Annotated in this window: 14 protein-coding genes; 2 read left to right on the forward strand and 12 right to left on the reverse strand. The window is 68.3% G+C overall.

The features are described from left to right. Window positions 1-37: 37 nt before the first annotated feature. The 9 genes from AB0915_RS06620 to AB0915_RS06660 form a co-directional block, all read right to left on the reverse strand. Window positions 38-1,354, reverse strand: a complete 1,317-nt coding sequence (locus tag AB0915_RS06620; protein ID WP_366690007.1) for a histidine kinase — start codon at window positions 1,352-1,354, stop codon at window positions 38-40. Between the two features lie 50 nt (window positions 1,355-1,404). Next, the gene (locus AB0915_RS06625) at window positions 1,405-2,292 is read right to left on the reverse strand and encodes a DUF5936 domain-containing protein (RefSeq protein ID WP_366690084.1); all 888 of its coding nucleotides are present in this window, start codon (window positions 2,290-2,292) and stop codon (window positions 1,405-1,407) included. Window positions 2,293-2,306: 14 nt separating this feature from the next. Further along, a complete protein-coding gene (locus tag AB0915_RS06630) occupies window positions 2,307-3,245 on the reverse strand; it encodes a type II secretion system F family protein (protein WP_366690008.1) in 939 nt (312 codons plus the stop codon). A gap of 11 nt (window positions 3,246-3,256) precedes the next feature. After that, a complete protein-coding gene (locus AB0915_RS06635) occupies window positions 3,257-4,594 on the reverse strand; it encodes a CpaF family protein (RefSeq protein WP_366690009.1) in 1,338 nt (445 codons plus the stop codon). 64 nt (window positions 4,595-4,658) lie between these two features. Then, on the reverse strand, window positions 4,659-5,045 hold the full coding sequence (locus tag AB0915_RS06640) for a TadE/TadG family type IV pilus assembly protein (RefSeq protein WP_366690010.1): 387 nt from the start codon (window positions 5,043-5,045) through the stop codon (window positions 4,659-4,661). A gap of 3 nt (window positions 5,046-5,048) precedes the next feature. Next, complete coding sequence (locus AB0915_RS06645) at window positions 5,049-5,519, reverse strand: TadE family protein (protein WP_366690011.1); 471 nt, start codon at window positions 5,517-5,519, stop codon at window positions 5,049-5,051. Between the two features lie 3 nt (window positions 5,520-5,522). Further along, window positions 5,523-6,809 carry an AAA family ATPase gene (locus AB0915_RS06650; RefSeq protein WP_366690012.1) on the reverse strand — a complete coding sequence of 429 codons (1,287 nt, stop codon included), beginning with the start codon at window positions 6,807-6,809 and terminating at the stop codon, window positions 5,523-5,525. A 7-nt stretch (window positions 6,810-6,816) separates the two neighbouring features. Then, a complete protein-coding gene (cpaB, locus tag AB0915_RS06655; protein WP_366690013.1) occupies window positions 6,817-7,524 on the reverse strand; it encodes a Flp pilus assembly protein CpaB in 708 nt (235 codons plus the stop codon). 222 nt (window positions 7,525-7,746) lie between these two features. Then, window positions 7,747-8,613, reverse strand: coding sequence for a hypothetical protein (locus AB0915_RS06660; protein ID WP_366690014.1), 867 nt, complete (start codon window positions 8,611-8,613; stop codon window positions 7,747-7,749). An 857-nt stretch (window positions 8,614-9,470) separates the two neighbouring features. On the opposite strand from AB0915_RS06660, the gene AB0915_RS06665 reads away from it, so the two are divergent. Continuing rightward, window positions 9,471-9,713, forward strand: coding sequence for a type II toxin-antitoxin system prevent-host-death family antitoxin (locus AB0915_RS06665; RefSeq protein WP_366690015.1), 243 nt, complete (start codon window positions 9,471-9,473; stop codon window positions 9,711-9,713). Then, window positions 9,713-10,087 (forward strand): type II toxin-antitoxin system VapC family toxin, encoded by a 375-nt coding sequence (locus AB0915_RS06670; RefSeq protein ID WP_366690016.1) that lies wholly within the window; start codon window positions 9,713-9,715, stop codon window positions 10,085-10,087. The genes AB0915_RS06665 and AB0915_RS06670 overlap by 1 nt, the downstream gene beginning before the upstream one ends. A 100-nt stretch (window positions 10,088-10,187) precedes the next feature. Here the strand turns inward: AB0915_RS06670 and AB0915_RS06675 are convergent, their stop codons facing one another. The 3 genes from AB0915_RS06675 to AB0915_RS06685 are packed head-to-tail and all read right to left on the reverse strand — an operon-like array spanning window position 10,188 to window position 12,469. Continuing rightward, window positions 10,188-10,598 carry a RidA family protein gene (locus AB0915_RS06675; RefSeq protein ID WP_366690017.1) on the reverse strand — a complete coding sequence of 137 codons (411 nt, stop codon included), beginning with the start codon at window positions 10,596-10,598 and terminating at the stop codon, window positions 10,188-10,190. A gap of 6 nt (window positions 10,599-10,604) precedes the next feature. Further along, window positions 10,605-11,363, reverse strand: coding sequence for an IclR family transcriptional regulator (locus tag AB0915_RS06680; RefSeq protein WP_366690018.1), 759 nt, complete (start codon window positions 11,361-11,363; stop codon window positions 10,605-10,607). Beyond that, the gene (locus tag AB0915_RS06685) at window positions 11,360-12,469 is read right to left on the reverse strand and encodes a sugar kinase (protein ID WP_366690019.1); all 1,110 of its coding nucleotides are present in this window, start codon (window positions 12,467-12,469) and stop codon (window positions 11,360-11,362) included. The genes AB0915_RS06680 and AB0915_RS06685 overlap by 4 nt, the downstream gene beginning before the upstream one ends. Window positions 12,470-12,507: the final 38 nt, after the last annotated feature.

Raw genomic sequence — 12,507 nt, forward strand, 5'->3', positions numbered from 1 at the left:
TCAGGATCTATGGGGGGTGGGGGTGGGGTGGAGCGGGTCAGTTCACTTGCTGTGTTTCCGAACCGGCGACGAGAGCGGCCACCGGGAGTTCCAGGCGTACTTCGGTGCCCTTGGCCGCCTTGCCCTTGCCGATGCGGATACGGGCGCCGATGGACGCGGCGCGTTCGACCATGCCGACGAGGCCGAAGTGACCGGCGCGTCTGAGGTCGTCGAGCGTCGTGCCTGGGGGCAGGCCGCGCCCGTCGTCGTACACGCTGACGCGTAGGACATCGCCCTTCACGCCTGCGAGCACGACGAGATAGGTGGGGTGGGCATGGCGATGGGCGTTCTCCATCGCTTCGGAGGCGACCGTGAGCAGTTGGCGGGCGACCACCTGCGGCACGGGCGGGACCGGGGCCTCGTTGAGCATTCGGAAGGTGGCCGTGAGTCCGTGGCGGCGGGTGAAGTCATCGGCGCGGGCGCGGAGCTCGCTGACGACGTCCACTCCCCCGTCGAGTCCGGACTCGCGGCGCAGGTCGGAGAGGAGTTCCCGCGATTCCGCCGCCGCCCGGCGGGCGGACCGGGCGACCAGTTCGGCCTGGTGCTTGACGGTGAGCGGATCCATCCGGTCGGAGGAGCCGGCCAGACCGTCGGCGGCCAGCGCCAGACCGTGCAGGGTCTTGGCCACCGAGTCGTGCATCTCCCGGGCGAGCCGGGTGCGCTCGCTCTCCACCGCCTCGTTCACCGCGAGCCGGGCCTTGGTCTCGGTGAGCGCCTGGCTGGCCGTGCCGAAGCGGAGGAGCAGATTGCGCAGGGTGACCCCGACGGCGCCCGCGATCACGCAGAAGCCGGGGAGGAGTAATGCCGTCGCGTCGGCGGACTCCAGCTTCGGGTCGGTGGCGTACACGCCGAAGACGATCACCGTCTGGAGCGCCGCGAAGACCGCCGCGCCCCGCCAGCCGTAGACGAGTCCGGCCAGGAGCGGGGTGCAGACGGTGACGTACGCGAGCGTGGATTCGGGCGTGGCCGTGATCAGCAGCAGGGCGCCGAAGAACGCGTCGATGCCGAGCAGCCACGGGTGGCGGAGCAGGACGGGGCCGAAACGTTCCCAGTCGCGGAACAGGACGTACGAGCCCATGAAGGTGACAAGGATCGCCGAGCCGATCAACCAGGTGGCCGGACCTTCTGCGGTATGGCTGATCGCAAACGGTGTGGCCATGGCGATCATCGCGAGCCGGAACCCGAAGACCTGCCGGCACATCGCCTGGAGCGCGTTGAGCTGGATCGCGAACGCCGGGCGCGGCCCGGGGTCGGCGATCGCCTGGCGTACGTCCGACGCCAGTCCCGTCTGCGCGCTGCCGAGTGGGAACGACATGTGCCTGTCACCTCCTCCGTGGATCGTGGTCATCGACTCCGCCGTCCATGTCATCCGCCCGAGATGAAGCTGAAGTCGACGTTGGCTCCGTAGACGAAGCCGACCGTCAGCAGCACGAGCGTCCCGGGGAGAAGGAACGTGGTGACCGCGAAGGTCGCCTTGGGGACGGCCCTGGCCGCCTTCCTGCGAGCGTTCTGGGCGTCCGTACGCCGCATGTCGTTGGCGATCTGGATCAGCGTCTCGACGATCGGCGCGCCGAGCTCCTCGCCCTGCTGAAGCGTGGTCACGAACATGGCGACCTGTTCCGAGTCGTTGCGCTTGCGCAGCTGGTCGAACGCCTCGCGGCGGCTGACACCCATGTCCATCTGACGCAGGGTGATGCGGAGCTCGTCGGCCCAGGGGCCCTCGTACTTCTCCGCGACGCGGCCGAGCGCCTGGCGGAAGCCGAGGCCTGCGGAGACGACGACGGCCAGGACGTCGAGGAAGTCGGGCAGCGTCCGGTCGATGTGGTCCCTGCGGACGCGGACCGCCGCCCAGATGCCGACCTCGACCCAGAACAGGCCGAAGGCGACCAGCAGAATGGCGAGGAAGAGCTGGCCGCGCATCAGCATCGTGAGCGCGCCGAACGCGCCGAGGGCGCCGTAGACGAAGCGGCGGGCGGCGTAGCGGTCGATGGTCAGACCGCCAGGGTTGCCCGCCATGTCGATCTGGCGGCGCTTCTTGTTGACCGCCTTGGGGCCCATCATCCGCAGCACCATGGGGGCCCAGCGCATGCCCATCCGGTCGATGCCGGAACCCACCGCGTTGGTACGGGTGGCGCCTACCTCCAGGGCGATCGCGAGGTCACCGGGGAGTTTGGCGTCGGCCCGGTACATGCGGATACCGGCAATGGCTCCGAACACCGCGAGGCCTATGACGCCTGCGAGGAGCAGGTCCATGTTCGCCCCGCTCATCAGACGTCGATCCGGGACAGGCGGCGGATCACGATGAATCCGATCGCGTACAGGGCGATGGAGATGACCACCGCGACCTGACCGATGAAGGCACCGGTCATGCGGTCGAGCGCGCCGGGCATCACCGCGTTCATCAGAAGCATGGCGCCCAGGCCGAAGACGGGGACCGCGTAGGCGGTGACCGTCACCTGGGACAGCTGGGTCTTGACCTCGCGCCGGGTCTCCTTGCGCTCCTCCAGCGTCTCGGTGAGGTTGCGCAGCGAGCTGACGACCGTACCGCCGGCCCGGTTGGACAGCACAAGGGTCGTCACGAGGACGACGAGTTCGCGCGACGGCAGCCGGTCGGTCAGTTCGCTCAGCGCGTCGTCGAGGGATTCGCCGACGGCGAGGCGGCGGGCGACCCGGGCCAGTTCCTCGCCCGCCGGGTCCTCCATCTCGTCCGCCGCCATGCTGATGGACGTACGGAGTGCGAGTCCGGCCTGAGTGGCGTTGGCGAGAATGCGGGCGAGTTCGGGGAGCTGGTTGATGAAGCGTTCCGTGCGTTTGGTCCGCTGCCAGTTCAAGAAAGCGTTGGTGCCCCAGAGGCCGATGAGGGCGGCGACCGGGCCGAAGAAGCTGGCGAGGATCGACGAGGCGATCATCCACAGTCCGGCCATGGCAGCGAGCGCGTAGACGAAGAACTCGCCGGGCGTGATCTCGAGTCCGGTGGCCGCCAGCTTCAGTTCGAGCTTGCGGCCCAGACCGGTCTTGCGCAGCCTGCGGTCGATGCCCCGGAAGCGGCGGTGACGCCCGGCCTCCGGGATCTGCCCGGTGTGCGACAGCCGGTCGACCAGCGCTTCCTGGTCGGCCTTCCCGCCGGAGTAGGCGTGCAGGCCCATGACGCCCGTCACGCCACAGAGCAGCGTGACGCCGATCGTGAGAAGAGGAAGATTTGTCATGGCACAGGTACCTAGTTGGCCTCTCGGGTGGCGAGCTGTTCGGCGGACGCGGCGACTCCGAAGGCCTGCGGGATAGGCTGGCTGGCCATGTAGAGACGGTCGGCGATCTTGCGCGGGATCGGGAGGTACTGGAACTCCCCGTAGATCCGCCCGTCGGCGGCCATCGGCTGGGCGTTGAACCGCGCGACGGTCACGATGCGGTAGGGATCGCGGCCGTGCGAGTCGAGGACGGCGATCTCGGTGACCTTGCGGGAGCCGTCGGCGTGCCGGGTGAGCTGGACGATGACATCGACGGCGCTGTTGATCTGGTCGTGCAGTGCCTCGAACGGGATCTTGATCTCGGACATCGACGCCAGGGTCTGCAGACGCATGAGCGCGTCCTCGGCGTTGTTGGCGTGGACGGTGGCGAGCGAGCCGTCGTGACCGGTCGACATCGCCTGGAGCATGTCGAGCGATTCGCCGCCACGGACCTCACCGACGACGATCCGGTCGGGTCGCATACGCAGGGAGTTGCGGACCAGGTCACGGATGGTGATCTGGCCCTTCCCCTCGACGTTCGCCGGGCGGGACTCGAGCCGGATCACATGGCTCTGCTGGAGCTGGAGCTCGGCGGAGTCCTCGATGGTGACGATGCGCTCGCTGTCCGGGATGAGCCCGGAGAGCGCGTTGAGCAGGGTCGTCTTGCCCGTGCCGGTGGCGCCGGAGACGATGACGTTGAGCTTGGCCTGGACGAGCCCGGAGAGCAGGATCAGCATCTGCTCGTCGAGCGAGCCGATGTTGATCATCTCCTGGAGCGTGAAGGCCCGCGGGAACCGTCGGATGGTGAGCGTCGCACCGGACAGCGAGAGCGGCGGGATGATCACATTGACACGCTCACCACTGGGAAGGCGGGCGTCGACCATCGGATTCGACTCGTCCACCCGGCGGTTGACGGTCGACACGATGCGCTCGATGGTCTGCATCAACTGCTCGTGCGAACCGAAGCGCATCGGGAGCTGCTCGACCTTGCCGCTGCGCTCGACGAAGATCTGGTCAGGGCCGTTCACCATGATTTCCGTGATGGACGCGTCTTCGAGGAGCGGTTCCAGAATGCCGAGGCCGAGGGCCTCGTCGACGACCCGGCGGATCAGCTGGGTGCGTTCGACGGTCGAGAGGACCGGTCCCTCACGGCTGATGATGTGGCTGAGGACGCGCTCCAGCCGGGCCCGCCGGTCGGCCGCGGCGAGCGAGGACATCTCCGCCAGGTCGATCTCTTCGAGCAGCTTGGCGCGGTAGGTGGCGACCATGTGGCCGTCCTCCCGCGCCCCGCTGTGCTTCTCGGGGGCGGTGACGCGTGCCCGCAGACTCATGTCCGTAACTCCTCGTTCTGGCTTACCGGTGGGGCCTCAGCCGTACGTGCGGGGCGCTGTGGGGTCAGGTGCGGGGCATCGTGGAGCTCCGTTCGGCCCAGCCCCAGATGTCGACGCCGGGAATGATGCGGGGCACCTTGACGCGGACGGTGCAGGTGACCTCGTCGAAGGAAGGCTTCGCCCTGAAGCGGGCCCTGTTCGCGGTCCAGTCGCTCATCGCGTCCCTGCCCGCCCCCGCGCAGTCGGACCCGCTGGCGGACATGCTGGACAGGCGGGCTCCCGCACGGGCGCCGGTGCCCGCCTGGTTGGCGGCGTACGCGGCAAGGCCCATCTGGATCGCGAGGAGACCGACCAGGAGCAGCAGCGGGATGAAGCCCATGTACTCGATGGCGACCTGACCCCGGTCGCGCCTTCGGGTGGTGCGTGTGGGTGTGTGCGTGCGTGTGTTCATCGCTCAGCCCTCCAGCGGTGCGGCGGCGTTGCCGGTGACGTGGAAGGGCCAGTTCAGAACGCCGGGCACCAGGACCGGCACCTTGAGCCTGACCTCGGCCTTGTACATGTCGGACGAGGAGCGGCACGTCGTCCTGGACTTCTCCCGCCATGCCTTCGGAAGGTGCTCGGTGGCGACCTGCCTGCATGCCTGTGCGCGCAGACCGCCGGAGATGGCGCCCTTGTGGGCGGCCTCGTCCGCCGCGTTCCCCGCCAGAGAGAACGTGTAGCCGATCAGCGCGCACTGCCACAGTGCAATCATCAGCAGGATGATCAGCGGTGTGACGCCCAGGAACTCGATGGCGGTCTGACCGCGGTCACGATCCCGCCCCGTCACCCGGCAGCCGTCGTGCTCACGGTCGGCTGTGCGGTAACGCCGTCCCCGTACTCCCTGTGTTTCCCGTATCTCCGGGCCGTTCATCTCGGTGGTCGCCATGGCTCAACGTGCCTCCTCGGTCGTCGCCCGGCCCCCGGTGTCACCGTCGCGCCGTCTGCGCGGGCGTCCGATCGAGCCTCGGTCGTTCTTGAACTTGCCGCGCTTGTCCGCGTTTTCGGGGACCTTCACGATCCCCAGCTCTCCGGCCAGGCCCCACAGCGCCTGCTTCACCGTGCTCTTGGCATCGAGTTCATGCATCCGCCCCGCGTCGACGGCGCCCTGGAGCTCCTTGAAGTTCGCGGGGACGGCCGTGTTCGCCATCCGGGTCCCGGTGATCTTCTCGATCAGCGGGGGCTGGATCTCTGTGTTGCGAATGAACCGGTTGACGAGGGTGAGCGTCTCCTCCGCCTTGCGGATCTGCAGTCGGTCCCACATCCGTACCGTGCGCTTCGCGCCGCGCACCGCGATCACGTCCGGGGTGGTGACCAGCAGCGCCGTGTCCGCCATTTCGATGGCCGCCGCGCTCGCGCCCTGGAGCTGGCTGCCGCAGTCGATGACCACGACCTCGTACCGCGACCGCAGGGCGCTGACGATCTGGCGGGCCGACCGGTCGCTGACCTCCTCGCCGCGTTCGCCCTCGCCGGGCGCCAGCAGCAGGGCGAGGCCGGAGCTGTGGCTGAACACGGCGTCGGACAGGACGCGGGGAGAAATATCGGTGATCGCCGCCAGGTCGACGACGGAGCGCCGGAACTGCACATCGAGGTACGAGGCGATGTCACCGGCCTGGAGGTCCATGTCGACGAGAGCGACCGTACGGCCCGACGCCTGGGAGGCCAGGGCGAGCTGAACCGCGGTGACGGTGGCGCCCACGCCGCCCTTGGCGCCGCTGACCGTGACGACCGTGCCGCCGGGGCCGGTGAAGACATCGCCTCCGGTGCCCAGGTGGCGGCGTACTCCGACCGACCACTGGGCGGCGGACTGGACCCGGTTGACCAGTTCCTCGTAACTCAGCGGCAGGGTGACCAGGCCGCGGGCGCCGGACTCCATTGCCGCGGCGAACAGGCCGGGGCTGGCGTCGGCGGTGATCAGCACGACCCCGATGGCGGGGAAGCGCAGCGAGACCTCCCGGATCAGTTCCAGAGCCGGCACCGGGCCGATCCGCTCATGGACCAGCACGACCTCGGGCAGTTCGTCGATCGACTCGCCCGCGAGCCGGGCGAGGGTGTCGATCAGCTGCGTCGAGTCGCCGACGGGAGCCCCTGGCTCAGCGTCGGGGAGCTGGCTGAGCAGGGTGGTGACGGACCTGGCCGCGTCGGGGTCGCCGACTGCCGGGAGGATCCTCGTGGTCATTCGATCCTCACTTGTCCTTGTCGAGCGTGTAGGTGCGGTCGCCCGGGCGGATGGTGCTGTCGCTGCCGGAGGCGACGAGCGCGAGGCGTACGTGCTCCGCGAAGGACTCGGCATAGGCGATGCGCTGGGTGTCGAGCGTGTTGAGCGCGAAGGTGATCGGGACGGCCTCGGTGCCCATGTTCGACTTGCCGTCGCGGTTCGGCTCCAGGGCGGTCAGCTTGCCGACTTCCAGGACCTTGGCGTTGGAGACGATGACCTTCGACGTGGACTTTGCGCCGTCCCGTTCCCCGGCGAAGGTGGCATAGACGTTGACCGTCGCACCGGGGGTGATCTTGCCCGCGACACCGGTAGCGGCGTCGATCATGATGGCGATCTCCTGCTCACCGGGCTGCAGTTCGGGACGCTTCTGCATCATGTCCGACTGGAGCAGCGAGCCCTCGCGCAGCTGGGTGACGGCTATCTTGCCGTTGATCTCGGCGAGGTCGGTCACGGCGTTGGTCGAGAGCCAGCGCTTCGGCATCGTGATCTTTTTGAACTGCCCGGCGGACAGCGGCGTGTAGGGGGCGACGTTGGACTTCACCTGGTAGGCGGAGACCTCGGGCCCGACCTTCGAATTGACGTCGCTGATCACCGAGAGCACCCCGGCGAAGGCGCCGAAGGCGCACAGGACCGACAGGAGCAGGAGTATCACGCCGCGGCGCTGGCGGGAGTTCATGGGCCGGACAACCTCGTTCGTATCGGATGCGTGGGGCAGCGGACAGAGGGATGTGCGGTGACTCGGTTTATGTCCGAATCTGCGTCTGTATCTGCGCGTAGACCTGTCTATGGGCCTTGTGTTCAGCTTGAGGGGGACGGCATATGACAGGGAGTGGGGCGCAGGAGCGGTGGTCGGGGAGCGGTACGTGCATATATGCGGCTGTGGAGGAATCCGGGGGCGCTAGGAACCCGGTGGTGCAGGTGCCCCCTGGCTGAGGACACCGCTGGAAGGCATTCGGTTCTCGGGAGCGTGAAGCGGCGACGTACAGAATCCGCAACGGTCCCCGATGAGCTCCATTCCGCACCAGCGGCAGATCTCCCGCCTTACCGATGCGACGAGTTGGTACAGCACGGAGATGTCCGGAAGGTAAGCGGCAAATTCCACCAGCTTTCCGGTTCCCCACCAGCCGGAAGAATCGGAAGGCAGGGCGGCCTCGTGAATGGCCTGGACCTTCCATGCAGGGGCCAAGGTCTGTTGCACCCATTCGGACTGCGACTGCCCCTTGGCGACCAGCAGATCCGTGGCGAATTCGGGGCCGTCCAGAGGTTTGACGGTCGGACCGACCTTGATGAGCTGCGGGTTCGGGCCCGCAAGGACGGCGAACTGGGAGCCCGGGACCCAGGACCTGGCGTGCGTCTTCAGGCTGACCGGAACCCGGTCCAGTTTGGTGACGGAGTTCAGCAGGGCGCCGGCGTGGATGTAGTGGGGCAGCAGCCGGGCGGCGGATGCCACCACTCCCGGACTGAAGTCGCAGATCGACAACTGACGCAGCTGACGCACCAGTACGGCGATGCCCAACGGTGGCAGATCCACCTTCAGCAGGGCGATCCGGTCACTTTCCAGGACAGATCTGACGGAGTGCATCCTGCGCTCGTGGGCGATCGGCAGATTGGCCGCATAGATGGCGACGACATACCCGTGCTGCTCCAGCAGCACATGCATGTCGCCGATCGCCTGGTCCATGGTCTGGTCTTCCGGAGCCCGGAGTAAAGCGGCTGTCGGTGTCTGCTGGTCGGTCGGCGGCAGCACGAGATCAGCACTGGTCACTGTTATTGCGGTCGGCACGCTGGTTCCCCGTTCGGCTCCGGCCGTTGTCGTGACGACAACGGCCGCAATCGCTCCTGCTCCGTGCTTCTGCGTCAGCACTTTATCCACGTCCTACCAGCCAGTGAACACTTTTCGGAGGCCAGTACGACAAGGTGTACGCGGCGCGGGGGCGACTCGCGCGCATCACACCGGTGCGAAATCGGACGAAACCGAGACTCGTTAATTTCCGTACCACTGCGGAGGGTTACCGGACTCCGTTCCGATTCCCCATGCTCAGAATTCATTCACGCACGTCAGAATGGATCTCCGTGGATCGACGGCAGGCTCCGGAGGTGGGGCTCGGTCACTGTCCGGCGCTCTCGGCCCGCCCACCCGCGAGAGAGCTCGAACCGCGCGAAAAGATCACCGGAAAGTGTCAACGGAGGCTGCCTCCGGGTGACTTCGGCCGACAGCAGTCCGGACCAATGGACCTCGCGATTCCGTCCCGCCCACCACGGCCGCCGAGCCCGCCGACCACAGCCGCTGCTGTCAGAGGTCTTGACAACCCCATTGGTCTGGACCAGATTATCGCCCAGCGGTGGTCGCCCCTCCTCGTCCCGCCTCCGCGACACCCCTTTGCCCTACCCCCGACACTCACCGGCACCCCGACTGGGACGCCAAGTCGGGCAATGCCTGGTCGAACGCGTTGACCCCGCGCGCCCACGGCCTGTCGTCACCCCTGACCCGGCATCCTTGAGCACCAGTCCTTGACCAGCAGCGCCACCGCTCCCCCGGTGGCGCTGCCGCATGTGCGCTATGGTGATCCTGTGCTTAGTCCAGCACTTAGTCCACCTCTCGATCCCACGTGTGAGGCAGCCATGGAAGCAGCCCGCCAGTACAACGTGCACGAGGCCAAGACCCACTTCTCTCGCATCCTCGAACAGGTCGCCACCGGCGAGGAAGTCGTGATCAGCAAGGCCGGTGAGCCGGTGGCCAAGGTCGTTCCGCTGCACCCCAAGGTCAGGCGGACGGGACGCGGATCCTTGAAGGGCCAGATCCACCTCGCCGCCGACTTCGACGAGCTGCCCGACGAGATCGCCGACGCCTTCGGGATGCACTGATGCGCCTACTGCTCGATACACATGTGATCCTCTGGTGGCTCGACGATTCCTCGGAACTCTCCGGGGAGATCAAGGACCTGCTCGACACGGAACCTTCCGTGTACATCAGCGCGGCCTCTGCCTGGGAGATCGCGATCAAGCAGTCACTCGGCAAGCTGGAAGGGCCGAAGGACCTGGCGGAACGGGTCCGGGACAGCCAGTTCACTTCGCTGCCGATCACCGCGGGACACGGCGTACGGGCCGGCAGGCTGCCCGCCCATCACCGCGATCCTTTCGACCGGATACTGGTCGCACAGGCCCAGACCGAGGGAATGACGATCGTCACCCGCGACAAGTGGATCCCCCACTACGACGTCCCGGTCATGATCGTCTGACCACTGCACTGGTGGGCGCGGCACGGCGCCCCCTCGATGCGGGGCGCCGTGCCGTGTGGCGTGGTGGTGCGGTGAGGCAAGCGGATCAGCCGGGGATCGCTCAGCTCAGGACGGCGAGCGCGTCGATCTCGATCAGCAGGCCCTTGGGGAGACCGACGTACACCGTCGTACGCGCGGCAGGGGCCTCCTTGAGGTTCTGCTCGCCGAAGTAGCTGTTGTAGATCTCGTTCATCTCCGCGAAGTGGTCCACGTCCGTGAGGTAGACGCGCATCATCATCACGTCGTCCCAGCTCGCGCCGCCCTCCTCCAGGATCGCCTTGACGTTGGCGAACGTCTGGAGGGTCTGCTCGCGCAGCGTCGGGCCGGCCGGGGTGGGGGTCTGGCCCTCGACGGCGGGCAGGAAGCCGACCTGGCCGGCGACCTGGAGGATGTTCCCCTTCTTCACGCCGTGCGAGAACTTGGCGGGCGGCGTGGTGTGGGTGCTGGGGGTGAGGGCGGTCTTCTCGGTCATCGCGGTTCAGGCCTTCTTGGGTTGGGGAGTGCCGGAGTACTCCCGGCTGATGGCGTCGGCGGTGCGGCGCACCAGCGGGAGCAGGGTGAGGAGTTCCTCGGCCGTGACCACCACATTGGGTGCGGAGACCGACATGGCGGCGACGACACGGCCGTCCGCGCCGCGGATCGGGGCTCCGACGCAGTTGATGGACTCCTCGTGGCCGCCGAGGTCGGTGGCCCAGCCCTGTTCGCTGACGACGGCGAGCTCCTTGAGGAAGGCGCCGGCGTCCGGGACCGAACGGGACGTGTACATGGGGTAGTCGAGCTCCTCGGCGATCGCCCGCCGTTCGGGCTCGGACAGATCCGCGAGCAGCAGCTTGGCGACGGCGGCGACGGTGATCGCGACGGGCTTGCCGATCCGCGAGTACATCCGGACCGGGTAGCGGCTCTCGACCTTGTCGATGTAGAGGACTTCTCCCTCCTCGTACACCGCAAGATGGACGGTGTGCCCGCACTGCGCGTTGAGCTCGACGAGGTGGGGGTGGGCGATCTCGCGTACGTCGAGGTTCTCGACGGCCTCCTGCGCGAGGGCGAAGAGACGGGCTCCGAGGCGGTAGCGCTGGTCCTGCTGACGGTAGACGAGACCGTGTTCGTGCAGCGTACGGAGCAGGCGGAGCGCGGTGGACTTGTGGACGCCGAGGCGGTCGGCGACCTGGCCGAGGTCGGCGGGGCCCTCGGCGAGGAGCGGGAGGATGCCCAGTGCGCGGTCGACGGTCTGGCTCATGTCGGGTGTACCTCCTGCGGGGCCGGGCTCCGGTCGATGCCGGCGCGGCCGGCTGCCGTCCAGCCGGGACCGAGACGAAGTTTTCCCCAGGCGGCGTCGTCGAGAGCGACGAGTTCGTCGGCGTGGGCACGGGCCGGCGGGTCGGTGAGGTCGCCGGGGACGGTGAGGGCGGCGGCGGCCATGAGGTGGCCGTGGCGGACGCGGTCGCGGACGGGGAGCTCGCGGAGGGTGGCGGAGAGGAAACCGGCGGCGAAGGCGTCGCCCGCGCCGACGGCGGCGACGACGTCCACGCGGAGGGCGGGGACAGTGGTGACGGAAGAATCAGCCCGTCCGGCGATCGAGGCGCGGGGTTCGGGGGTGCGCCCCGAGAAGACCGTCGCCCCCTCCTGCCCCCGCTTGACCACGAGCACCGCCGGTTCCGGCAGCGCCTCACGGATGGCGTCGGCGCCCCGCAACCCCCAGGCCTCCGCCGCCTCGTCCTCGCCGACGAAGACGAGATCGGCGCGGCGCGCGAGGTCGAGCAGCACGCCCGGTCCCTCGTCGCCGGCGCGCCACAGGTGCGGGCGGTGGTTCACGTCGAAGGAGATCAACGGTCGGTCCGGGCGGGGCTCGGTGAGGGAGCGGAGCAGGGACAGGCAGTCCGCGGAGAGGGCCGCCGTGATACCGGTCAGGTGCAGGATGCGCGCGTCGAACAGGTCCTCGTACGGAACGTTCGCCGGCGACATCGCGGAGGCCGCCGACCCGGCCCGGTAGTAAGCGGCTTCATGGGTGCTCGTCGCCCGGTCCGTCGCCGTACGGAAGTAGATGCCGGTGGGACGGTCGGGGTCGCGCCGGACTGCCGATGTGTCGACCCCGTAGGCCGCGATCGCGTCGACGAGATGGTCGCCGAACCCGTCCGCACCGACCCGGCCGACCCACTTCGCGCGGTGTCCCGCCGCCGCGAGTGCGCAGGCGACGTTGGACTCGGCGCCCCCGATCGCGCGCCCGAAGGACGGGACGTCGGCGAGGCGGCCGGGCTGCGAGGGCAGGAACGTCACCATGGACTCACCGAGGCAGACGACATCGGCGGTGGCGGCTCCACGTCCCGCGGCTGCGGGTCCGGACAATCTGGGCTCCTCGCTGGTCAGCGCTCCGCACCGGCCCT

Origin of the sequence: Streptomyces sp. NPDC048411 (assembly GCF_040704695.1) — a bacterium.
In the GTDB taxonomy this organism is placed as follows: Bacteria; Actinomycetota; Actinomycetes; order Streptomycetales; family Streptomycetaceae; genus Streptomyces.